General features: G+C 63.3%; 29 protein-coding genes. All 29 read left to right on the forward strand.

Going from position 1 to position 19,018, the window contains the following annotated elements; genetic code table 11:
• A complete protein-coding gene (rplV, locus tag GB880_RS06240; RefSeq protein WP_154490436.1) occupies nucleotides 1-381 on the forward strand; it encodes a 50S ribosomal protein L22 in 381 nt (126 codons plus the stop codon).
• Complete coding sequence (gene rpsC / locus GB880_RS06245; protein ID WP_154490434.1) at nucleotides 381-1,103, forward strand: 30S ribosomal protein S3; 723 nt, start codon at nucleotides 381-383, stop codon at nucleotides 1,101-1,103. Before rplV ends, rpsC begins: the two co-directional genes overlap by 1 nt.
• Before the next feature lie 11 nt (nucleotides 1,104-1,114).
• On the forward strand, nucleotides 1,115-1,528 hold the full coding sequence (gene rplP, locus GB880_RS06250; RefSeq protein WP_024844057.1) for a 50S ribosomal protein L16: 414 nt from the start codon (nucleotides 1,115-1,117) through the stop codon (nucleotides 1,526-1,528).
• A 189-nt stretch (nucleotides 1,529-1,717) separates the two neighbouring features.
• Entirely contained in the window at nucleotides 1,718-1,924 is a 207-nt protein-coding gene (gene rpmC, locus GB880_RS06255; RefSeq protein WP_154490487.1) for a 50S ribosomal protein L29, read from the forward strand.
• Nucleotides 1,925-1,935: 11 nt separating this feature from the next.
• Nucleotides 1,936-2,184, forward strand: a complete 249-nt coding sequence (gene rpsQ, locus GB880_RS06260) for a 30S ribosomal protein S17 (protein ID WP_154490432.1) — start codon at nucleotides 1,936-1,938, stop codon at nucleotides 2,182-2,184.
• Nucleotides 2,185-2,247: 63 nt separating this feature from the next.
• Nucleotides 2,248-2,616 (forward strand): 50S ribosomal protein L14, encoded by a 369-nt coding sequence (rplN, locus tag GB880_RS06265; RefSeq protein ID WP_010400243.1) that lies wholly within the window; start codon nucleotides 2,248-2,250, stop codon nucleotides 2,614-2,616.
• Complete coding sequence (rplX, locus tag GB880_RS06270) at nucleotides 2,616-2,921, forward strand: 50S ribosomal protein L24 (RefSeq protein WP_154490430.1); 306 nt, start codon at nucleotides 2,616-2,618, stop codon at nucleotides 2,919-2,921. The genes rplN and rplX overlap by 1 nt, the downstream gene beginning before the upstream one ends.
• Complete coding sequence (gene rplE, locus GB880_RS06275; RefSeq protein ID WP_154490428.1) at nucleotides 2,921-3,481, forward strand: 50S ribosomal protein L5; 561 nt, start codon at nucleotides 2,921-2,923, stop codon at nucleotides 3,479-3,481. The genes rplX and rplE overlap by 1 nt, the downstream gene beginning before the upstream one ends.
• 18 nt (nucleotides 3,482-3,499) lie before the next feature.
• Nucleotides 3,500-3,805 (forward strand): 30S ribosomal protein S14, encoded by a 306-nt coding sequence (gene rpsN, locus GB880_RS06280; protein ID WP_154490426.1) that lies wholly within the window; start codon nucleotides 3,500-3,502, stop codon nucleotides 3,803-3,805.
• A gap of 9 nt (nucleotides 3,806-3,814) precedes the next feature.
• Nucleotides 3,815-4,213: a 30S ribosomal protein S8 gene (gene rpsH / locus GB880_RS06285; protein ID WP_154490424.1), complete on the forward strand. Its 399-nt coding sequence runs from the start codon at nucleotides 3,815-3,817 to the stop codon at nucleotides 4,211-4,213.
• An 11-nt stretch (nucleotides 4,214-4,224) separates the two neighbouring features.
• Entirely contained in the window at nucleotides 4,225-4,758 is a 534-nt protein-coding gene (gene rplF / locus GB880_RS06290; RefSeq protein WP_154490422.1) for a 50S ribosomal protein L6, read from the forward strand.
• 11 nt (nucleotides 4,759-4,769) lie between these two features.
• Nucleotides 4,770-5,129, forward strand: a complete 360-nt coding sequence (gene rplR, locus GB880_RS06295; protein WP_154490420.1) for a 50S ribosomal protein L18 — start codon at nucleotides 4,770-4,772, stop codon at nucleotides 5,127-5,129.
• Between the two features lie 112 nt (nucleotides 5,130-5,241).
• Entirely contained in the window at nucleotides 5,242-5,808 is a 567-nt protein-coding gene (rpsE, locus tag GB880_RS06300) for a 30S ribosomal protein S5 (protein ID WP_154490418.1), read from the forward strand.
• 12 nt (nucleotides 5,809-5,820) lie between these two features.
• Entirely contained in the window at nucleotides 5,821-6,009 is a 189-nt protein-coding gene (rpmD, locus tag GB880_RS06305; protein WP_154490416.1) for a 50S ribosomal protein L30, read from the forward strand.
• Nucleotides 6,010-6,143: 134 nt separating this feature from the next.
• Nucleotides 6,144-6,881, forward strand: a complete 738-nt coding sequence (locus tag GB880_RS06310) for a hypothetical protein (protein ID WP_154490414.1) — start codon at nucleotides 6,144-6,146, stop codon at nucleotides 6,879-6,881.
• A 149-nt stretch (nucleotides 6,882-7,030) separates the two neighbouring features.
• Nucleotides 7,031-7,516 (forward strand): 50S ribosomal protein L15, encoded by a 486-nt coding sequence (gene rplO, locus GB880_RS06315; protein WP_154490412.1) that lies wholly within the window; start codon nucleotides 7,031-7,033, stop codon nucleotides 7,514-7,516.
• Nucleotides 7,517-7,622: 106 nt separating this feature from the next.
• On the forward strand, nucleotides 7,623-8,996 hold the full coding sequence (secY, locus tag GB880_RS06320; RefSeq protein ID WP_154490410.1) for a preprotein translocase subunit SecY: 1,374 nt from the start codon (nucleotides 7,623-7,625) through the stop codon (nucleotides 8,994-8,996).
• A gap of 30 nt (nucleotides 8,997-9,026) precedes the next feature.
• Nucleotides 9,027-9,689, forward strand: coding sequence for an adenylate kinase (locus tag GB880_RS06325; protein WP_154490408.1), 663 nt, complete (start codon nucleotides 9,027-9,029; stop codon nucleotides 9,687-9,689).
• A gap of 155 nt (nucleotides 9,690-9,844) precedes the next feature.
• Complete coding sequence (gene rpsM, locus GB880_RS06330; RefSeq protein WP_263467366.1) at nucleotides 9,845-10,213, forward strand: 30S ribosomal protein S13; 369 nt, start codon at nucleotides 9,845-9,847, stop codon at nucleotides 10,211-10,213.
• A 12-nt stretch (nucleotides 10,214-10,225) separates the two neighbouring features.
• The gene (gene rpsK, locus GB880_RS06335; RefSeq protein WP_028713553.1) at nucleotides 10,226-10,615 is read left to right on the forward strand and encodes a 30S ribosomal protein S11; all 390 of its coding nucleotides are present in this window, start codon (nucleotides 10,226-10,228) and stop codon (nucleotides 10,613-10,615) included.
• 117 nt (nucleotides 10,616-10,732) lie between these two features.
• Nucleotides 10,733-11,749 (forward strand): DNA-directed RNA polymerase subunit alpha, encoded by a 1,017-nt coding sequence (locus GB880_RS06340; RefSeq protein WP_154490406.1) that lies wholly within the window; start codon nucleotides 10,733-10,735, stop codon nucleotides 11,747-11,749.
• Nucleotides 11,750-11,858: 109 nt separating this feature from the next.
• Nucleotides 11,859-12,281, forward strand: coding sequence for a 50S ribosomal protein L17 (gene rplQ, locus GB880_RS06345; RefSeq protein WP_154490404.1), 423 nt, complete (start codon nucleotides 11,859-11,861; stop codon nucleotides 12,279-12,281).
• Nucleotides 12,282-12,614: 333 nt separating this feature from the next.
• Nucleotides 12,615-13,226 (forward strand): autoinducer binding domain-containing protein, encoded by a 612-nt coding sequence (locus GB880_RS06350; protein ID WP_154490402.1) that lies wholly within the window; start codon nucleotides 12,615-12,617, stop codon nucleotides 13,224-13,226.
• A gap of 67 nt (nucleotides 13,227-13,293) precedes the next feature.
• Nucleotides 13,294-13,884: an acyl-homoserine-lactone synthase gene (locus tag GB880_RS06355; RefSeq protein ID WP_154490400.1), complete on the forward strand. Its 591-nt coding sequence runs from the start codon at nucleotides 13,294-13,296 to the stop codon at nucleotides 13,882-13,884.
• 59 nt (nucleotides 13,885-13,943) lie between these two features.
• Nucleotides 13,944-15,272, forward strand: coding sequence for a replication-associated recombination protein A (locus GB880_RS06360; RefSeq protein WP_154490398.1), 1,329 nt, complete (start codon nucleotides 13,944-13,946; stop codon nucleotides 15,270-15,272).
• An 88-nt stretch (nucleotides 15,273-15,360) separates the two neighbouring features.
• Complete coding sequence (locus GB880_RS06365; protein WP_154490396.1) at nucleotides 15,361-16,410, forward strand: RluA family pseudouridine synthase; 1,050 nt, start codon at nucleotides 15,361-15,363, stop codon at nucleotides 16,408-16,410.
• A complete protein-coding gene (locus GB880_RS06370) occupies nucleotides 16,407-17,066 on the forward strand; it encodes an HAD-IA family hydrolase (RefSeq protein ID WP_154490394.1) in 660 nt (219 codons plus the stop codon). The genes GB880_RS06365 and GB880_RS06370 overlap by 4 nt, the downstream gene beginning before the upstream one ends.
• Nucleotides 17,059-17,769 (forward strand): ATP12 family chaperone protein, encoded by a 711-nt coding sequence (locus tag GB880_RS06375; protein ID WP_154490392.1) that lies wholly within the window; start codon nucleotides 17,059-17,061, stop codon nucleotides 17,767-17,769. The genes GB880_RS06370 and GB880_RS06375 overlap by 8 nt, the downstream gene beginning before the upstream one ends.
• Before the next feature lie 153 nt (nucleotides 17,770-17,922).
• Nucleotides 17,923-18,948, forward strand: coding sequence for an amino acid ABC transporter substrate-binding protein (locus tag GB880_RS06380; protein ID WP_154490390.1), 1,026 nt, complete (start codon nucleotides 17,923-17,925; stop codon nucleotides 18,946-18,948).
• Nucleotides 18,949-19,018: the final 70 nt, after the last annotated feature.

The following is a 19,018-nucleotide window of genomic DNA, read 5'->3' on the forward strand; positions in this document are numbered from 1 at the left end:
ATGGGTAAGGAAAAGAATCCGCGCCGCGTGGCGGAGAACGAAGCTTTCGCGAAAGCGAAGATGCTGCGCACCTCGCCGCAGAAGCTGAACCTGGTTGCGGCACTGATCCGCGGCAAGAAGGTCGACAAGGCCCTGGCCGATCTGACCTTCTCGCACAAGCGCATTGCGGGCGATGTCAAGAAATGCCTGCAGTCGGCGATCGCCAATGCCGAGAACAATCACAACCTTGACGTCGACAATCTGATCGTCGCCGAGGCCTGGGTTGGGAAGAACCTGGTGATGAAACGCGGCCGTCCGCGCGCCCGTGGTCGCTACGGCCGCATCATGAAGCCGTTTTCGGAAATCACCATCAAGGTGCGTCAGGTCGAGGAGCGCGCGTAATGGGTCAGAAGGTAAACCCCATCGGGATGCGTCTCCAGGTCAACCGCACCTGGGACAGCCGCTGGTATGCGGATGACAAGGACTATGGCAATCTGTTGCTCGAGGACTTGAAGATCCGCGATTTCATCCGCAGCGAAGCGAAACAGGCCGGTGTCAGCCGCGTCATCATCGAGCGCCCGCACAAGAAATGCCGGGTGACGATCTATGCCGCGCGTCCGGGCGTGATCATCGGCAAGAAAGGCGCCGATATCGAAACGCTGCGCAAGAAGCTGGCGAATTTCACCGCTTCGGAACTGCACCTCAACATCGTCGAGGTCCGCAAGCCCGAACTGGACGCGCAGCTGGTCGCGGAATCGATTGCCCAGCAGCTCGAGCGGCGGGTCTCGTTCCGCCGCGCGATGAAGCGTGCGGTGCAGAATGCCATGCGCATGGGTGCGCTGGGTATTCGGGTGAACGTGTCGGGCCGTCTCGGCGGTGCCGAGATTGCCCGCACCGAATGGTATCGCGAAGGTCGCGTGCCGCTGCACACGCTGCGTGCCGACATCGACTATGCCCTGGCCGAAGCCTCGACCCCCTACGGGATCATCGGTGTCAAGGTCTGGATCTTCAAGGGCGAGATCATGGAGCACGATCCGCAGGCCCGCGACCGCCGCGTCAACGAGGCGCAGGAAGGTCCGGCACCGCGTGGTCCGCGCCGTGATCGCGACCGCGACGCGCGCTAAGGAGTAGAAAGATGCTGCAACCGAAACGGACCAAGTTCCGCAAACAGCACAAGGGCCGCATTCACGGCGAGGCCAAGGGCGGCTTCAACCTGAACTTCGGCTCCTACGCGCTGAAGGCGATCGAGCCCGAGCGTGTCACCGCCCGTCAGATCGAGGCGGCCCGCCGCGCGATCACCCGCCACATGAAGCGTCAGGGCCGGGTCTGGATCCGGATTTTCCCGGATGTGCCGGTTTCGTCGAAGCCGACCGAGGTGCGGATGGGTAAGGGCAAGGGGTCGGTCGATTACTGGGCCGCCCGCGTCCACCCCGGCCGGATCATGTTCGAGATCGACGGCGTGAACGATGCCATCGCCCGCGAAGCACTGCGCCTGGGCGCGCAGAAGCTGCCGGTGCTGACCCGCATCGTCGCCCGCGAGGACTGGTAATCCAGCCCGGCGCATGATCGGAACGCCCCGCCGCAAGCCGGCGGGGCGTTTTCCTTGCAAATCTCTGGAATAATGCTTGCCAAGGGCCGGTTCAGCCTGTATGGGCAAGCCTTCATCATGAAACTCCACCGGAATCAGGGTGGCCCTGCACGGCAGGGGCTCTCCGGTGATGTTGAAAGGAAGAAGCGCATGAAAGCGCAAGAACTGAAAGACAAGACGCCGGATCAGCTGAAGGAACAGCTGCTGTCGCTGAAGAAAGAGGCCTTCAACCTGCGCTTCCAGCAGGCGACCGGCCAGCTCGAATCGACCGCCCGCATGCGCGCCGTCCGCCGCGATGTCGCCCGTGTGAAAACCATTCTGAACCAGAAAGCGGCAGAAGCCGCGGCGTCGAAGTAAGGAGCCCGGTCATGCCCAAACGCATCCTGCAAGGCAAGGTCGTCAGCGACAAGAACGAACAGACCGTCACCGTCCTGGTCGAGCGTCGTTTCAAGCATCCGCTGCTGCACAAGACCGTGCGCTCGTCCAAGAAGTATCGCGCCCATGACGCGAACAACCAGTTCAAGGTCGGCGACACCGTTCGCATCGTCGAATGCGCGCCGATCTCGAAAACCAAGCGCTGGACCGTTCTGCTTGACGCTGTCGAAGCTCAGGCTTGATCACCAGATTAATCGAAACCCTGGGGCCGGCGCCGTCGGTCCCCAAAGGTCGGGAGTAACCCAATGATCCAGATGCAGACCAATCTGGATGTCGCTGACAACTCCGGCGCACGCCGGGTGCAGTGCATCAAGGTCCTGGGTGGTTCGCACCGTCGCTATGCGTCGGTGGGCGACATCATTGTCGTTTCCGTCAAGGAGGCCATTCCGCGCGGTCGCGTTAAGAAAGGTGATGTCCGCAAGGCCGTCGTCGTGCGCACCGCAAAAGAAGTGAAGCGCGAGGATGGCACCTCGATACGCTTCGACCGCAACGCCGCCGTCATCCTGAACAACCAGGGCGAACCCGTCGGCACCCGGATTTTCGGGCCGGTCGTGCGTGAGCTGCGCGCCAAGAACTTCATGAAGATCATCTCGCTTGCACCGGAGGTGCTGTGATGGCTGCCAAGCTGAAGAAGGGCGACAAGGTCGTCGTGCTGACCGGCAAGGACAAGGGCAAGCAGGGCGAGATCACTGCGGTGTTCCCGAAAGAGAACAAGGCCGTGGTCGATGGCGTGAATATCGCCATCCGTCACCAGCGCCAGACCCAGGCGACCCAGGGCGGCCGCGTGGCCAAGGCCATGCCGATCGACCTGTCGAACCTCGCGCTGCTGGACAAGAACGGCAAAGCGACCCGCGTTGGCTTCCGTATGGAAGGCGACAAGAAGGTCCGTTTCGCCAAGACCACCGGAGACGTGATCTGATGCTGGACCAAACCACCTACACCCCGCGCCTCAAGTCGCTCTACAAGGACAAGGTCCGCGCCGCGCTGAAGGAAGAGTTCGGCTACAAGAACGACATGCAGATCCCGCGTCTGGACAAGATCGTTCTGAACATGGGCATCGGCGAGGCCGTCAAGGACACCAAGAAGGTCAAGCAGGGCGCTGAAGACCTGTCGCTGATCGCCGGTCAGAAGGCCGTCATCACCAAGGCCAAGAAGTCGATCGCCGGCTTCCGCGTCCGCGAGGAAATGCCTCTGGGCGCCAAGGTCACCCTGCGCGGCGACCGGATGTATGAATTCCTGGACCGGCTCATCAACATCGCGCTGCCCCGCGTCCGCGACTTCCGCGGCGTCAAGGGCACGGCCTTCGACGGTCGCGGCAACTATGCCATGGGCCTGAAGGAACACATCGTTTTCCCGGAAATCAACTTCGACAAGGTCGACGAAGTTCTGGGGATGGACATCATCATCTGCACCACCGCGAAGACCGACGCGGAAGCGAAATCGCTGCTGAAGCATTTCAACATGCCGTTCAACAGCTGATCGCGGAGGGAAGAAGATATGGCTAAGAAATCCATGATCGAGCGCGAGAAGAAGCGCGAGAAACTGGTCCGCAAGTATGCCGCCAAGCGCGCGGCGCTGAACGAGATCATCCACGATCAATCCCGCCCGATGGAAGAGCGCTTCAAGGCCAGCCTGAAGCTGGCCGAACTGCCGCGCAATTCCTCGGCCACGCGCCTGCACAACCGTTGCCAACTGACCGGCCGTCCGCATGCGTATTACCGTAAACTGAAACTGTCGCGGATCATGCTGCGCGAGCTGGGCTCGTTCGGTCAGATCCCCGGCATGGTGAAATCGAGCTGGTAAGGGGGCAATATGTCGATGAACGATCCGCTCGGCGATATGCTGACCCGCATCCGCAACGCTCAGATGCGCGGCAAATCCACGGTCCGCACGCCGGCGTCGAAACTGCGCGCCTGGGTTCTGGACGTGCTGAAGGCCGAAGGCTACATCCGCGGCTATGAAACCGTGACCACCGAGTCCGGCCATACCGAACTGGAAATCAGCCTGAAATACTATGAGGGCGCTCCGGTCATCCGCGAGCTGGCCCGCGTGTCCAAGCCCGGCCGTCGCGTCTATGCCTCGGTCAAGGACATCCCGCTGGTCCGTAACGGTCTGGGGGTTTCCATCGTGTCGACTCCGAAAGGGGTCATGTCTGATGCAGCGGCTCGCAGCGCCAATGTCGGCGGCGAAGTGCTCTGCACCGTGTTCTAAGGAGGGCAGAGATGTCTCGGATTGGTAAGAAGCCGGTCGCCCTCCCCAAGGGCGTGACCGCAGAGATCAACGGTCAGACGATCGAGGTAAAGGGGCCCAAGGGCACCCGCAGCTTCACCGCAACGGATGACGTGACGCTGAGCATCGAGGACGGGGCCGTCAAGGTCACGCCGCGCGGCCTGTCGAAGCGCGCCCGTCAGCAGTGGGGCATGACCCGCTCGATGGTCGAGAACCTGACCATCGGGGTCAGCGAAGGCTTCAAGAAAGAGCTCGAAATCCAGGGCGTGGGTTACCGCGCCGCGATGCAGGGCAAGACGCTGAAGCTGTCGCTGGGTTATTCGCACGAAGTCAACTTCGAAACGCCGGATGGGGTGACGATCACCGCGCCCAAGCAGACCGAAATCGTGGTCGAGGGCATCGATCAGCAGCTGGTCGGCCAGGTCGCGGCCAATATCCGCGAGTGGCGCCAGCCCGAGCCCTACAAGGGCAAGGGTATCCGCTACAAGGGCGAAGTCGTCTTCCGCAAGGAAGGCAAGAAGAAGTAAGGGGCGCAACAATGGCACTGAACAAGAAAGAGCTGTTCCAGAAGCGCCGCCTGCGCGTGCGCAACAAACTGCGGGCCATCGCCAACGGTCGTCCGCGGTTGTCCGTCCACCGTTCGTCCAAGAACATCAGCGTGCAGCTGATCGACGACGCGAAAGGGGTCACTCTGGCCTCGGCCTCGTCGCTGGAAAAGGATCTGGGCGTGGTTGGCAAGAACAACGTCGAGGCCGCGGCCAAGATCGGCGCCGCGATTGCCGAACGGGCCCGCAAGGCCGGGGTCGAGGAAGTGATCTTCGACCGTGGCGGCTTCCTGTTCCACGGCAAGATCAAGGCCCTGGCCGACGCAGCCCGCGAAGGCGGTCTGAAGTTCTGATCCTGCGGGCGGCGTCAGCGCCGCCCCGATGATCCGGGGGTTGCCGGGCGACCGGCGCCCACCTGGATTGGAAACAACGGCGCAGATCGCGCCAGCTAGAAAGGAATGCCTGATGGCAGAACGTGAAAATCGCCGGGGCCGCCGCGAAGAGCGCGAGGAAACCCCGGAATTCGCCGATCGTCTGGTTGCGATCAACCGTGTGTCGAAAACCGTCAAGGGCGGCAAGCGCTTCGGCTTTGCGGCTCTGGTGGTCGTCGGCGATCAGCGCGGTCGCGTCGGTTTCGGCAAGGGCAAGGCCAAGGAAGTGCCCGAGGCCATTCGCAAGGCAACCGAACAGGCCAAGCGCAGCCTGATCCGCGTGCCGCTGCGCGATGGCCGCACCTTGCACCATGACATCGAGGGACGTCACGGCGCCGGCAAGGTCATCATGCGCACTGCGGTCCCGGGGACCGGTATCATCGCCGGCGGCCCGATGCGCGCCGTGTTCGAGATGCTGGGTGTCCAGGACGTCGTGGCCAAATCGCAAGGTTCGCAGAACCCCTACAACATGATCCGCGCCACCATCGACGGCCTCAAGAAGGAAGCTTCGCCGCGCAGTGTCGCCCAGCGTCGCGGCAAGAAGGTGGCCGACATCCTGGCGCAGGACACCAAGCCGGCGGAAGCCGCTGTCGAAGCGTAAGGAGAGGACACCATGGCCAAGACCATCGTCGTCAAGCAGATCGGTTCGCCGATTCGTCGCCCCGCCATCCAGCGCGAAACGCTGAAGGGCCTGGGCCTCAACAAGATGCACCGCACCCGCGAGCTGGAGGATACCCCGGCCATCCGCGGCATGGTTGCCAAGATCCCGCATCTGGCGGTCATCATCGAAGAGCGCGGCTGAGATCGCCCGCCCTCGGCTGGAATACGCGCCCCGAAGCCTGGCTTCGGGGCGTTTTCCGTTCGTCTTAACCTTTCGTCAACCTTTGGTGCCTACCCTGGTCGGGTGACGTAACTGCCGGTTGGGAAGGGGGGCGGATGGGTCTGCGCCTGTGGATGCTGGTGCTGGCGTTGATGCTCGCCAGCGCGGCCACGGCCGGGCCTTGGGGCCGTGATCCAGGCAGCGGTTTTCTGTCGGCAACGGTCGAAGGCGATCGCGCCGGCTACGGCTCCAAAAGCCTTTACGCGGAATATGGTGTTTCACCGCGCCGCCTGCTGGGGCTGGAACTGGGTCATTCCCGGACGGGTGAAAGCAACCTGCTGCTGTGGTGGCAGCAGCAACTCGATGCAGGAGATGGCCCCGATCGTTGGACGGTATCGCTGGGCGGCGGCTTGCTGCGGCGCGACGGTGCTCTGATGCCGCTGGTGCAGATCGGCACCGCCTGGGGGCGCGGGCTGGATGCCGTGCCGGGGTTGCGGCACCTGCCGGGTGGGGGCTGGGTGGCAATAGAGACGCGCCTGAAACTGGCCGGCAAGTTCCGAGAAGTCGATGCCCTCTCGCTGCATGCGGGCGAAACCTCGGGTTTCCTCGACCATGTCACGGCCGAAACCAGTGCCAAGGCGCAGGCGACGCTGGGATGGAATGCCCGGGACGGGCTGTCGCTCATCCAGCAGCTGCGGCTGGAAAAGCGCGACGATGCCGATTTTTCGAGCAAGCTGGCGGCGTCGGTGGTGCAGGAACTGGGCATGAACACGCGCCTTGAGGTGGGGATGGTTCAACCGTTGAACCGGCCGGAAGGGCGGTCACTGTTTCTGGGCACCTGGTTCGATTTCTGAACAGCTGGTCGCCACGGGGCAAGGCGCTTGAACTTGTCCGGCAAAAGGCATAAGCAGCCGCGGTGCCGCCTGGCACGACTCAACCAATCAAGAAATGCCGTGTCCGTCCCCTTTCGCTTCGCGGGACGCTTCCGGCAAGGAGAAGCGACATGAAACTGCATGAATTGCGCGACAACGAAGGCGCCAACCGCAAGAAAAAGCGCGTGGCCCGCGGCCCCGGTTCGGGCAAGGGCAAGACCGCGGGCCGCGGTATCAAGGGTCAGACCTCGCGTTCGGGCGTTGCGCTGAACGGTTACGAAGGCGGCCAGATGCCGCTCTACCGCCGCCTGCCCAAGCGCGGGTTCAACAAACCCAATCGGCTTGAATTCGCGGTGGTGAACCTGGGTCAACTGCAGGCATTCGTCGATGCCGGCAAGCTGGATGCCAAGGCCGATGTCACCGAGGACGCGCTGATCGCCGCAGGCGTGATCCGCCGCAAGCTGGACGGTGTGCGCGTGCTGGCCAAGGGGGCGTTGAATGTGGCGCTGAACCTGACGGTTGCCGGTGCGTCGAAAGCCGCGATCGAGGCGGTCGAGAAAGCCGGCGGCAAGCTGACCGTGACCCGCGCGGCGAAAGAAGAAGCCGCGGCCGAATAAGCTGTTGAAGGGGGCGTCTGCGCCCAATAGATAGCTTGCAAGGTTTTCCATGCGCCGCGGGATCGGAAAACGATCCGGCGGCGCTGCCACGAAAGGGGCATGAAGCATGGCGTCAGCCGCAGAACAGATGGCCGCGAACCTTTCCTGGGGCGCGCTTGGCAAGGCGACCGAGCTGCGCCAAAGGATCTGGTTCACGCTCGGTCTTCTCATCATCTATCGCCTGGGCACATATATTCCCGTGCCCGGCATCGACGGCGCCGCGCTGCGCAATTTCATGGATCAGGCGCAATCGGGTATCGGTGGCATCCTGTCGATGTTCACCGGTGGCGCGCTGGGGCGGATGGGCATTTTTGCCCTGGGAATCATGCCCTATATCTCTGCCTCGATCATCGTGCAGCTGCTGGCCTCGATGGTGCCGTCGCTGGAGCAGCTGAAGAAAGAGGGCGAACAGGGCCGCAAGAAGATCAACCAGTATACCCGCTATGGCACCGTGGCACTGGCGCTGTTCCAGGCCTGGGGTCTGGCGGTCAGCCTGGAACATGGCGGACTGGCGCATGATCCGGGCCTGTTCTTCCGCGCCTCGGTCGTGATTACCCTGGTTGGCGGGACCATGTTCCTGATGTGGCTGGGCGAACAGATCACTGCCCGCGGCATCGGCAACGGCATTTCGCTGATCATCTTTGTCGGCATCGTCGCCGAAATTCCCGGCCATCTGGCGCAGTTCCTGGCGCAGGGGCGCACCGGGGCCGTCTCGACGCCGGTCATCCTGGGCGTGCTGGCGATGGTGGTGGCGGTCATTGCCTTTGTGGTGTTCATGGAACGGGCGCTGCGCAAGATCCACATCCAGTATCCGCGCCGCCAGGTCGGCATGAAGATCTATGACGGCCAGTCCAGCCATCTGCCGATCAAGGTGAACCCGGCAGGCGTCATCCCGGCGATCTTTGCCAGCTCGCTGTTGCTGCTGCCGATCACAATCTCGACCTTTTCGGGGAACCAGACCGGGCCGGTGATGTCCACCATCCTGGCCTATTTCGGGCCGGGGCAGCCGTTGTATCTGGTGTTCTTCGCGCTGATGATCGTGTTCTTTGCGTATTTCTACACCTTCAACGTCAGCTTCAAGACCGATGACGTAGCCGAGAACCTGAAGAATCAGGGTGGCTTCATCCCCGGCATTCGGCCGGGAAAACGGACCGAGGATTATCTGACCTATGTGGTGACGCGCGTGCTGGTGATCGGCTCGGCCTATCTGGCCGCCGTCTGCCTGCTGCCCGAGATCATCCGCCACCAGCTGTCGATTCCGTTCTATTTCGGCGGCACTTCGGTGCTGATCGTGGTGAGCGTCGTCATGGACACGATCAACCAGGTGCAAAGCCACTTGCTTGCGCATCAATACGAAGGTTTGATCGAGAAATCACAATTGCGTGGCAGGCGCGGGAAACCAGGCGCGGTCAAGCCCCGGAAACCGCCGGCGCGCCGCTGAGCCGCCACCGCGCCAGAGGAGAGGGACAAGATGGCGATCAACATCATTCTGCTGGGGCCGCCCGGCGCAGGAAAAGGCACCCAGGCCCGGCGCATGATCGATGAACGCGGTCTGGTCCAGCTGTCGACCGGTGACATGCTGCGCGAGGCGCGCAACTCGGGCACCGAAATGGGCAAGCGTGTCGCCGAGGTGATGGACCGCGGCGAGCTTGTCACCGACGAGATCGTCATCGGCCTGATCCGCGAACAGCTCGGGCGCGGCGGCAAGGGCTTCATCTTTGACGGCTTCCCGCGCACCCTGGCCCAGGCTGATGCCTTGCAGGCGCTGATGGCCGAAACCGATCAGCGCATCGATGCGGTGATCGAGATGCGGGTGGACGATGCGGCGCTGGTCAGCCGGATCTCGGGCCGTTTCACCTGCGGCAATTGCGGCGAGGTCTATCACGACAGCACCAAGCCTACCAAGACCGCAGGCGTTTGCGATGTCTGTGGATCCACCGACCTGCGGCGCCGGGCGGATGACAACGAGGAAAGCCTGCGCACCCGGCTGATCGAATATTACAAGAAAACCTCGCCGCTGATCGGCTATTATTACTGCAAGGGCAATCTGCACGCGGTCGACGGGCTTGCCGATATCGACGATGTCGCGGCCGCCATCGGCAAGGTTCTGGACCGCATTCCCGGTCAGGCTTGACCTTGGCCGGGTAATGCCGTAACTCGCAGCATCTCGCATGAGAATCACCTGGTTCCCAGGTGGCCGTTGAAGGCCCGAAGGCGATGCTTTCGGGTCTTTGGTTGTGAAAAAAGGTTCCGGCGCTACGGAACCGCAACGCAGAAAAGGAAGCACGCGTGGCTCGTATTGCTGGCGTCAACATTCCGACCGGGAAACGTGTCCCGATCGCACTGACCTACATCCACGGGATCGGCCCGAAATTCGCCGAAGAGATCGTGACCGCCGTCGGTATCGAGCCGACGCGCCGCGTGAACGAACTGTCGGACGCCGAAGTTCTGAAGATCCGCGAATACATCGACGCCAATTACACCGTCGAAGGCGACCTGCGCCGCGAGACGCAGATGAACATCAAGCGCATGATGGACCTGGGGTCGTATCGTGGTCTGCGCCACCGTCGCGGCCTGCCGGTCCGCGGTCAGCGCACCCACACCAATGCCCGCACCCGCAAGGGCCCGGCGAAACCCATCGCCGGCAAGAAGAAGTAAGGGGGAACGGACATGGCACGCGACAAGACCCGCATCAAGCGCAAGGAGCGCAAGAACATCGCCACCGGCGTGGCGCATGTGAACAGCTCGTTCAACAACACCAAGATCCTGATTTCGGACGTGCAGGGCAACGCCATTTCCTGGTCGTCGGCTGGCACCATGGGCTTCAAGGGATCGCGGAAATCGACCCCCTATGCCGCACAGATGGCCGCCGAGGATGCCGGCCGCAAGGCGCAGGAACACGGCGTCCGCACGCTCGAGGTCGAGGTGCAGGGCCCCGGTTCGGGCCGCGAATCGGCGCTGCGCGCGCTGGCCGCGGTCGGGTTCAACATCACGGCGATCCGTGATGTGACGCCGATCGCCCACAACGGTTGCCGCCCGCCGAAGCGCCGTCGGGTCTGATTCCCGTTAATCACGACGCGTTCCGCGCGGGGTTTCCGCGCGGGGCGCTTTACGCTTTTTCACCTCGGGCGTTTCCGGCCACCGATCATGGGTCGGGAACAGGTATGGAGGCAACGCATGATCCACAAGAATTGGGCCGAACTCATCAAGCCCACTCAGCTTGAAATCAAGCCTGGGGCCGATTCGTCCCGCGTCGCCACCGTCGTGGCGGAACCGCTCGAGCGCGGCTTCGGCCTGACGCTGGGCAACGCGCTGCGTCGGGTGCTGCTGTCGTCGCTGCAAGGCGCGGCCATCACTTCGGTTCAGATCGACAATGTTCTGCACGAGTTTTCCTCGGTTCCCGGCGTCCGCGAGGACGTGACCGACATCGTCCTGAACCTCAAGGGCGTGACGCTGAAGATGGAAGTCGATGCGCCCAAGCGGCTGACGCTGTCGGCCAAGGGCCCGGGCGAGGTCAAGGCCGGCGACATCCAGGAAACCGCAGGCATCACCATCCTGAACCGCGACCATGTCATCTGCCACCTCGACGAGGGCGCCGAACTGCACATGGAGCTGACCGTTGCCAATGGCAAGGGTTACGTCGCCGCCGACAAGAATCGCCCCGAGGATGCGCCCATCGGCCTGATCCCGATCGACGCCATCTTCTCGCCGGTCAAGCGCGTCAGCTACGAAGTCACGCCCACCCGCGAGGGCCAGGTGCTGGACTATGACAAGCTGACCATGAAGGTCGAAACCGACGGTTCGCTGACCCCCGAGGATGCGGTGGCCTATGCTGCGCGCATCATCCAGGACCAGCTGTCGGTGTTCGTGAACTTCGAGGAGCCGGAAACCGCCAGCCGCTCGGACGCCGAGGATGGGCTGGAGTTCGATCCGCGCCTGTTGAAGAAGGTGGACGAGCTGGAACTGTCGGTGCGTTCGGCCAACTGCCTCAAGAACGACAACATCGTCTATATCGGCGACCTGATCCAGAAGACCGAGGCCGAGATGCTGCGCACCCCGAACTTTGGTCGCAAATCCTTGAACGAGATCAAGGAAGTGCTGTCCAGCATGGGGCTGCATCTGGGCATGGATGTCGTGGACTGGCCGCCAGAAAACATCGAGGATCTGGCCAAGCGCTTCGACGACCAGTTCTGAAGTTTCGGCGGGGGGCAACCCCCGCCGCACCGGGCATCCCGCCCCAAGGAGAGCGGCCCGCCACGCATGGGTCGCCGGACAAAGCAAAAAGACGTCATAGGAGAACATCATGCGTCACGCCCGCGGCTATCGCCGCCTCAACCGCACCCACGAGCACCGCAAGGCGCTGTTTGCCAACCTGGCCGGTTCGCTGATCGAGCATGAGCAGATCAAGACGACCCTGCCCAAGGCCAAGGAATTGCGCCCGGTGGTCGAAAAGCTGATCACACTGGCCAAACGCGGCGATCTGCACGCGCGCCGTCAGGCGGCCGCCGTGCTGAAGCAGGACAAGGATGTCGCCAAGCTGTTCGAAGTTCTGGGCCCGCGCTACAAGGAACGCAACGGCGGCTACACCCGCGTGCTGAAGGCCGGTTTCCGCTATGGTGACATGGCCCCGATGGCGATCATCGAATTCGTCGATCGCGACACCAGCGCCAAGGGTGCAGCCGATCGCGCCCGCCTCGAGGCCGAATCGGCAGCCGACGAATCGTAAGAAAATTAAATCTTTCTTACGGTTAACGAATCGTTATGCCCGCAGCGGATTATTTCGCTGCGGGATTTTTGTCACAGTGGAAGAAAAAGCGTGACGGTGTCGGCCACGATTCCGTGAATCGCATTCTGGGCAAGCGTCAGGAAGAAAAGGGATTTTGACGGATACACGTATCCGTATCGTCAAAATGCGACGGTTCACGCAAAGATTGCCGTCAAGTTGACCTTGCGGCATGCCGACAAACTCGGACTCGCCAGCGCGGATTTGCTTGAATACGCTGGGAACCATGCCATTTCTTGTGCTAACCGGTAATAAACACAATCTGTACAAATCGACATGTCGTCTCGCGCGGAAATCAATGCGGCACTTGCCAAGCTGAAGAAGCTAGCCCCGGCGGGCTATTTCATTGGGCTGCACATTCGCTTTGCTGCACCGCTGATGCAGTTCCAGACCTATAACAAGGAATGGGCGCAGCGCTATTCCGAGCGGGCCTATGCCCTGCGCGATCCCACCATCGCCTGGGGTTTCTCGACGACAGGCGCCTGCCGCTGGAGTGTATTGCCGATCCCCGATCCGTTCTCGATCCTGCAGGACGCGGCGGATCATGGTCTGCATTACGGTCTGGTGGTGGCGCACGGGCCGATCAAGTCGCGCACCATCGCGGCTTTCGCACATGACAAGCGCGAGTTCACGGATGAGGAAATCGATGTGATCTCGACCACGATTCGGCGGCTTCATGACATCACCGAGCCGCCGGAAAGCCTGACAAAGGCGCAACAGGAAGCCCTGAGGTGCATCGCAGAAGGGGACCGACATGCAGCAGCGGCTGCCAAACTTGGTATCACGGAAAGCGCATTCAAGGCTCGTCTCATATCGGCGCGTGAACGACTGATGGCGCGTACGACAGCCGAGGCGCTGCAACGGGCCAAGGATTACCGCTTGCTGTAGTCAGTTCCGCCCGCTGCTGCGGTGCACCCTGGGGACCACCACCACACCACCACCCCAGGAGACCACCATGCAAACCACCACTCTGTCTTTCGCCAACATCCACAACCACGGCGAGCTGTTCGCAAACATTTTCCGTGCGCGCAAACAAAGCTTCATCGTCCAGAAACGCTGGGATCTGCCCCAGACCGACGACATGGAGTTCGACCAATACGACACCCCGATGAGCCGCTGGGTCGCGATTCACCAGAACGACCGTGTGCTTGCCGGTGTGCGGCTGACGCCCACGACGGCCAAATGCGGGATGTATTCCTACATGATTCGCGATGCGCAACTGGACCTGCTGGGCGGGTCGATCCCCAAGAATCTGCTGGACGCTCCGGCCCCGGTCGAAGCCAGCACCTGGGAAGCCAGCCGGCTGTTTGTCGATCACAGCATTCCGCAGCGCGAGCGCCGCCGCGTGCATCTGAATCTGGTTGCTGAAATGACCAATTCGGCGCGCGAGCTGGGCGCGGCGCGGCTGGTTTGTCTTGTGGCGGCGACATGGCCACGGTGGCTGCTGCCCTGCGGGCTGGATGCGCAAGCCATGGGTCCGGTGGTCTGGATCGACGATGGCTATTTCCAGTGCGTTTCGATCAACCTTGCGACCAAGATGCACTGAGCCGGCCGGTGCAGGTTCGTCTTTCGTCCGCCATGGGACCGGCGTAACATGCCGCTTCCATGGCTGATCTGTTCGACACACCATCCAGCGCGGATGATGATTCCGCCCTTACGGCAAGGCCGCTGGCCGATCGCCTGCGTCCCGCGCGTCTGGCGGATGTGGTCGGCCAGCACAAGCTGCTGGATCCCGAGGCTCCGCTGGGCGCGATGCTGGCGTCAGGGCGGCTGTCCTCGCTGATCCTGTGGGGGCCGCCCGGGGTCGGCAAGACCACCATCGCGCGGCTGCTTGCCCGCGAAACCGATCTGACCTTCGTGCAGATCTCGGCGATCTTTTCAGGGGTGCCGGAACTGCGCAAGGTTTTCGATGCGGCGCGGCTGCGCCGTCAGCAGGGCCGCGGAACCTTGCTGTTCGTCGACGAAATCCATCGCTTCAACAAGGCGCAGCAGGACAGTTTCCTGCCGTTGATGGAGGATGGAACCATCATCCTGGTGGGCGCAACCACGGAAAACCCCAGCTTTGAACTGAACGCAGCCTTGTTGTCGCGCGCCCAGGTCATGGTGCTGGAACGGCTGAGCCTGGCCGATCTGGAACATCTGGCCCAACGTGCCGAGCGCAGCCTGAACCGGCCGCTGCCGCTGACCGCCCCCGCGCGCGAGCGGCTGCTCGAGATGGCCGATGGCGACGGGCGCGCGGCGCTGAACCTGATCGAGCAAGTGATGTCCTGGAAGCTGCCGGGCAAGCTTGATCCCGAACAACTGGCACAGCGGTTGATGCGGCGGGCGCCGAAATATGACAAGTCCGGCGACGAACACTACAACCTGATTTCGGCGCTGCACAAATCGGTGCGCGGCAGTGACCCCGATGCGGCGCTTTACTGGCTGGCGCGGATGCTCGAGGGGGGCGAGGATCCGCGCTATATTGCCCGGCGGCTGACGCGCATGGCGGTCGAGGACATCGGCCTGGCCGATCCGGCGGCGCAGCGCCATTGCCTGGATGCCTGGGCGCTTTACGAACGGTTGGGCTCGCCCGAGGGTGAACTGGCACTGGCGCAGGCGGTGCTGTATCTGGCGCTGGCGCCGAAATCGAACGCCGGCTATGTGGCCTACAAGGCGGCGCGCGACCTGGCGCGGCGTTCAGGCAGCCAGATGCCGCCCCGGCATATCCTGAATGCGCCCACCGCGCTGATGGCCGATCAGGGTTATGGCGCCGGCTATGCCTATGACCACGATGCCGAGGACGGGTTTTCCGGGCAGAACTATTTTCCCGATGGCATGAAGCGACCTGTTCTGTATCTGCCGGTCGAGCGCGGATTCGAGCGCGAGTTGAAAAAGCGCGTTGAATGGTTCGCCAGCCTGCGCCACAAGCGCCGGACAGAGGGCAAGGCATGATCGGTTTGCCTGCGCGTTCCGGCGACCGCCACGGTTTGGGCCAGGGGCGCGTGTCGGACCTGACGGCCCATGAAACAAGGAGCAGGCGATGAGCGCCGTTCAAACCATCTATGTCGGCGCAGACGAGGGCGATCAGCGTCTGGACCGCTGGCTGAAGAAGCGGTTTCCGCAGCTGAGCCAAGGTGCGGTGGAAAAGTGGTGCCGCACCGGGCAATTGCGGGTCGATGGTGGCCGGGTCAAGGCCAGCACCCGCATCGTCCCCGGTCAGGAGGTGCGTGTGCCGCCGCTGCCCGCGCCCTCGGCACCGGTCGCGGCGCCGGTCAGGGCGCGCGTCAAAGCTTCGGATGCCGAGATGATCCAGGGCTGCGTCCTGTGGCGCGACGAACATGTGATTGCGCTGAACAAACCGCCCGGTCTGCCGTCTCAAGGCGGCTCGGGGCAGGGCGATCGGCATGTGGACGGCCTGACCGAGGCGTTGATGTTCGGCTACAAGGATCGGCCGAAACTGGTGCATCGCCTGGACAAGGATACTTCGGGCGTGCTGTTGCTGGCGCGCACCGACCGCATTGCCCGCGCCCTGTCCGAGGCATTCCGCCATCGGCTGACGCGCAAGATCTATTGGGCGGCGGTGGCGGGCGTGCCGCATCCCCGCATGGGTTCGATCAGATACGGTCTGGTCAAGGCGCCCGGCCGCGGCCGCGGTGGCGAAGGCGAAAGGATGCTGGCCATCCACCCTTCGGCCGTGGCCACGACCGAGGGCGCCAAGCGCGCCCATACCGATTACGCCGTGTTGTCGGGCCTGGGCGGGCGGGTGGCCTGGGTGGCGATGGTGCCGGTGACCGGTCGCACCCACCAGTTGCGCGCGCATATGGCCGAAATGGGCCATCCCATCGTCGGCGACGGCAAATACGGCGGCTCGGGTCAGGAAAACCTGGGTGACGGCTGGGGTGCGCAGCTGGGCGGCGAGATCAGCCGCAAGCTGCATCTGCACGCCCGGATGATCCGGTTCGAGCATCCGATCACCAAGAAGCTGGTGACCGTGACCGCACCCTTGCCGGAACACATGCAGCGCACCTGGGCCACGCTGGGCTGGTCGGAACAGGACGTGCCCGAAGACCCGTTCGCCGATCCGACATGAAGCTGGTGGTTTTCGATGTCGATGGCACGCTGATCGACAGTCAGGACATGATCGTATCGGCGATGAATGCGGGGCTTGCCGATGCCGGTCTGCCGGCGCTGCCGCGTGCGGCCATCCTGGCCATCGTCGGGCTGTCGCTGCCGGTGGCCGTGGCGCAGCTGGTGCCCGAGGCCTCGGCGCGCCAGCAGCAGCAGGTGGTCGCCGGTTATCGCAACGCCTATCTGCGCGGCCGCGCCCAGGGCGATGCGCCGCTGTATCCGGGGGCGCAGGACTGTCTGGCAAGGCTGGCCGCGCGCGACGATCTGTTGCTGGCCGTGGCCACCGGCAAGGCGCGGCGCGGGCTTGATGCGCTGATCGCGTCCCATGGCTGGGGGCGGCTGTTCGTCAGCCTGCAAACGGCCGATCTGCACCCCTCGAAACCGCATCCGGCGATGTTGCAGGCAGCTCTGGACGAAGCCGGAGTGCGGGCCGATGCCGCGGTGATGGTGGGCGACAGCGAATTCGACATCGCCATGGCGGTGGCTGCGGGCACGCGCGCCTATGGTGTTTCCTGGGGCTATCACCCGCCGGCACGCCTGCTGGCCGCCGGGGCGGATCTGGTCGCCCCCGACTATCCGGCGCTGACACGCGCCCTGATGGAGTGGGCCGATGGCTGAATGGCAGGCACGACGTTTCTGGAGCCGAGTTTCGGTCGAACAGGATGCTGCGGGCTGGACCGTGCTTCTGGACGACCGCAGATTGCGCACGCCGGGCAAGCAACCGCTGGCGCTGCCGACGCAAGCCCTGGCCCTGGCCATTGCCGAGGAATGGCAGGCACAGCCCGAGGTGATCTCGCCACAGCTGATGCCGCTGACGCGCGCCGCCAATTCCGCCATCGAAAAGGTGACACCGCAGTTTGACGAGGTGGCGGCGATGCTGGCGGCCTATGGCGGGACAGATCTGCTGTGCTATCGGGCCGAAACGCCCGAATCGTTGGTGGCCGCCCAGGCTGCGGGCTGGGATCCGTTGATCGACTGGGCAGCAACGGAATTGCGCGCGCCTTTGCGCATCACCCACGGCGTGATCCCGGTTGATCAACAGGCCGAAACGTTACGTCAATTGCATCAGCATGTCGCGGGGCTGGACATATTCGGGCTGACCGCGCTGCACGATCTGGTCACGCTGCCCGGATCCCTGGTGCTGGGTCTGGCCGTGATCCGGGGACGGATTGACGCGGGCGAGGCCCATAGACTTTCGCGAATAGACGAGGATTTTCAGGCGGAACGCTGGGGCCGCGATGATGAGGCCGAGGAGGCGGCGGCCGACCGACGGGTGGCCATGCAGACCGCCGAACGGCTCTGGCGGCTCAGCCGGATCTGAGGCGCGCAGATCGGCTTCTTCTTGACGCATTCCTCTGCATCGGCACAATGCCGCTTATGGGGGTATTAACGCTCCTTGTGAAAACGGGGCCGTTGGCGGCGAGCGATGCGCGGCTGTCACAGGGGAACCCGGGAAACAACAGTGAGGAAATCCATGAAGAAATCGGTATTGTTCGGTTCGGTCACGGCAATGGCGCTGGCAGCGTCGGGGGCCATGGCCGCCGAAGGCGACACGCTGAAAGAGGTCAAGGCCCGTGGCGTGCTGAACTGCGGCGTGAACACCGGTCTGGTGGGGTTTGCCGCGCCCGATGCGAACGGCAACTGGTCCGGCTTTGACGTGGCCTTCTGCAAGGCAATGGCCGCGGCAGTCCTGGGCGATGCCTCGAAGGTCAAGTATGTCCCGACGACCGGGCAGACACGCTTCACCGCGCTGAGCTCCGGCGAGGTGGATATCCTGGCCCGCAACTCGACCTGGACGTTCCAGCGCGATACCGATCTGAAACTGGACTTCGTGGGGGTCAACTACTACGACGGCCAGGGCTTCATGGTGCGCAAAGATCTGGGGGTCAGCTCGGCCAAGGAACTGAACGACGCAACCATCTGCATCCAGACCGGAACCACGACCGAACTGAACCTTGCCGATTACTTCAAGTCGAATGGCATGACCTACAAGCCGGTCAACATCGACAGCAACGCCGAGGGCGAACAGCAGTATCTGGCCAATGCCTGCGACGCCTACACCACCGATGCCTCGGGTCTGGCGGCGACGCGCGCGGCTTTTGCCGATCCGGAAAACCACATCATCCTGCCCGAGATCATCTCGAAAGAGCCCTTGGGGCCGGCGGTGCGCCATGGCGACAACAACTGGGGCGACATTGCCCGCTGGACGCTTTACGCGCTGATCGCGGCCGAGGAATATGGCGTCACCTCGGCCAATATCGATGAGCTGGCGAAATCCTCGCAGAATCCCGAGGTGCAGCGTCTGCTGGGCACCACCGACGATCTTGGCAAGATGCTGGGTCTGGATGCCGAATGGGCCAAGCGCGCGATCAAGGCCAGCGGGAACTATGGTGAAATCTTTGCCGCCACCATCGGCGAGCAGACCCCCATCGGTCTGGCGCGCGGCCTGAACGCGCAGTGGACCCAGGGTGGCCTGATGTATGCCATGCCGTTCCGCTGATCGCGGCTGAACAGAGGGCGCGGGGACAGCTTCCCCGTGCCCACACAAAATAAGGCCGGCGGCCAGCAAG

Origin of the sequence: Paracoccus sp. SMMA_5_TC (genome assembly GCF_009696685.2) — a bacterium.
GTDB lineage: Bacteria > Pseudomonadota > Alphaproteobacteria > Rhodobacterales > Rhodobacteraceae > Paracoccus.

Excerpts from the sequence above, each read along its gene's own strand:
- rplV (WP_154490436.1), top strand. The coding sequence starts at position 1 with ATGGGTAAGGAAAAGAATCCGCGCCGCGTGGCGGAGAACGAAGCTTTC.
- rpsC (WP_154490434.1), top strand. The coding sequence starts at position 381 with ATGGGTCAGAAGGTAAACCCCATCGGGATGCGTCTCCAGGTCAACCGC.
- rplP (WP_024844057.1), top strand. The coding sequence starts at position 1,115 with ATGCTGCAACCGAAACGGACCAAGTTCCGCAAACAGCACAAGGGCCGC.
- rpmC (WP_154490487.1), top strand. The coding sequence starts at position 1,718 with ATGAAAGCGCAAGAACTGAAAGACAAGACGCCGGATCAGCTGAAGGAA.
- rpsQ (WP_154490432.1), top strand. The coding sequence starts at position 1,936 with ATGCCCAAACGCATCCTGCAAGGCAAGGTCGTCAGCGACAAGAACGAA.
- rplN (WP_010400243.1), top strand. The coding sequence starts at position 2,248 with ATGATCCAGATGCAGACCAATCTGGATGTCGCTGACAACTCCGGCGCA.
- rplX (WP_154490430.1), top strand. The coding sequence starts at position 2,616 with ATGGCTGCCAAGCTGAAGAAGGGCGACAAGGTCGTCGTGCTGACCGGC.
- rplE (WP_154490428.1), top strand. The coding sequence starts at position 2,921 with ATGCTGGACCAAACCACCTACACCCCGCGCCTCAAGTCGCTCTACAAG.
- rpsN (WP_154490426.1), top strand. The coding sequence starts at position 3,500 with ATGGCTAAGAAATCCATGATCGAGCGCGAGAAGAAGCGCGAGAAACTG.
- rpsH (WP_154490424.1), top strand. The coding sequence starts at position 3,815 with ATGTCGATGAACGATCCGCTCGGCGATATGCTGACCCGCATCCGCAAC.
- rplF (WP_154490422.1), top strand. The coding sequence starts at position 4,225 with ATGTCTCGGATTGGTAAGAAGCCGGTCGCCCTCCCCAAGGGCGTGACC.
- rplR (WP_154490420.1), top strand. The coding sequence starts at position 4,770 with ATGGCACTGAACAAGAAAGAGCTGTTCCAGAAGCGCCGCCTGCGCGTG.
- rpsE (WP_154490418.1), top strand. The coding sequence starts at position 5,242 with ATGGCAGAACGTGAAAATCGCCGGGGCCGCCGCGAAGAGCGCGAGGAA.
- rpmD (WP_154490416.1), top strand. The coding sequence starts at position 5,821 with ATGGCCAAGACCATCGTCGTCAAGCAGATCGGTTCGCCGATTCGTCGC.
- GB880_RS06310 (WP_154490414.1), top strand. The coding sequence starts at position 6,144 with ATGGGTCTGCGCCTGTGGATGCTGGTGCTGGCGTTGATGCTCGCCAGC.
- rplO (WP_154490412.1), top strand. The coding sequence starts at position 7,031 with ATGAAACTGCATGAATTGCGCGACAACGAAGGCGCCAACCGCAAGAAA.
- secY (WP_154490410.1), top strand. The coding sequence starts at position 7,623 with ATGGCGTCAGCCGCAGAACAGATGGCCGCGAACCTTTCCTGGGGCGCG.
- GB880_RS06325 (WP_154490408.1), top strand. The coding sequence starts at position 9,027 with ATGGCGATCAACATCATTCTGCTGGGGCCGCCCGGCGCAGGAAAAGGC.
- rpsK (WP_028713553.1), top strand. The coding sequence starts at position 10,226 with ATGGCACGCGACAAGACCCGCATCAAGCGCAAGGAGCGCAAGAACATC.
- GB880_RS06340 (WP_154490406.1), top strand. The coding sequence starts at position 10,733 with ATGATCCACAAGAATTGGGCCGAACTCATCAAGCCCACTCAGCTTGAA.
- rplQ (WP_154490404.1), top strand. The coding sequence starts at position 11,859 with ATGCGTCACGCCCGCGGCTATCGCCGCCTCAACCGCACCCACGAGCAC.
- GB880_RS06350 (WP_154490402.1), top strand. The coding sequence starts at position 12,615 with ATGTCGTCTCGCGCGGAAATCAATGCGGCACTTGCCAAGCTGAAGAAG.
- GB880_RS06355 (WP_154490400.1), top strand. The coding sequence starts at position 13,294 with ATGCAAACCACCACTCTGTCTTTCGCCAACATCCACAACCACGGCGAG.
- GB880_RS06360 (WP_154490398.1), top strand. The coding sequence starts at position 13,944 with ATGGCTGATCTGTTCGACACACCATCCAGCGCGGATGATGATTCCGCC.
- GB880_RS06365 (WP_154490396.1), top strand. The coding sequence starts at position 15,361 with ATGAGCGCCGTTCAAACCATCTATGTCGGCGCAGACGAGGGCGATCAG.
- GB880_RS06370 (WP_154490394.1), top strand. The coding sequence starts at position 16,407 with ATGAAGCTGGTGGTTTTCGATGTCGATGGCACGCTGATCGACAGTCAG.
- GB880_RS06375 (WP_154490392.1), top strand. The coding sequence starts at position 17,059 with ATGGCTGAATGGCAGGCACGACGTTTCTGGAGCCGAGTTTCGGTCGAA.
- GB880_RS06380 (WP_154490390.1), top strand. The coding sequence starts at position 17,923 with ATGAAGAAATCGGTATTGTTCGGTTCGGTCACGGCAATGGCGCTGGCA.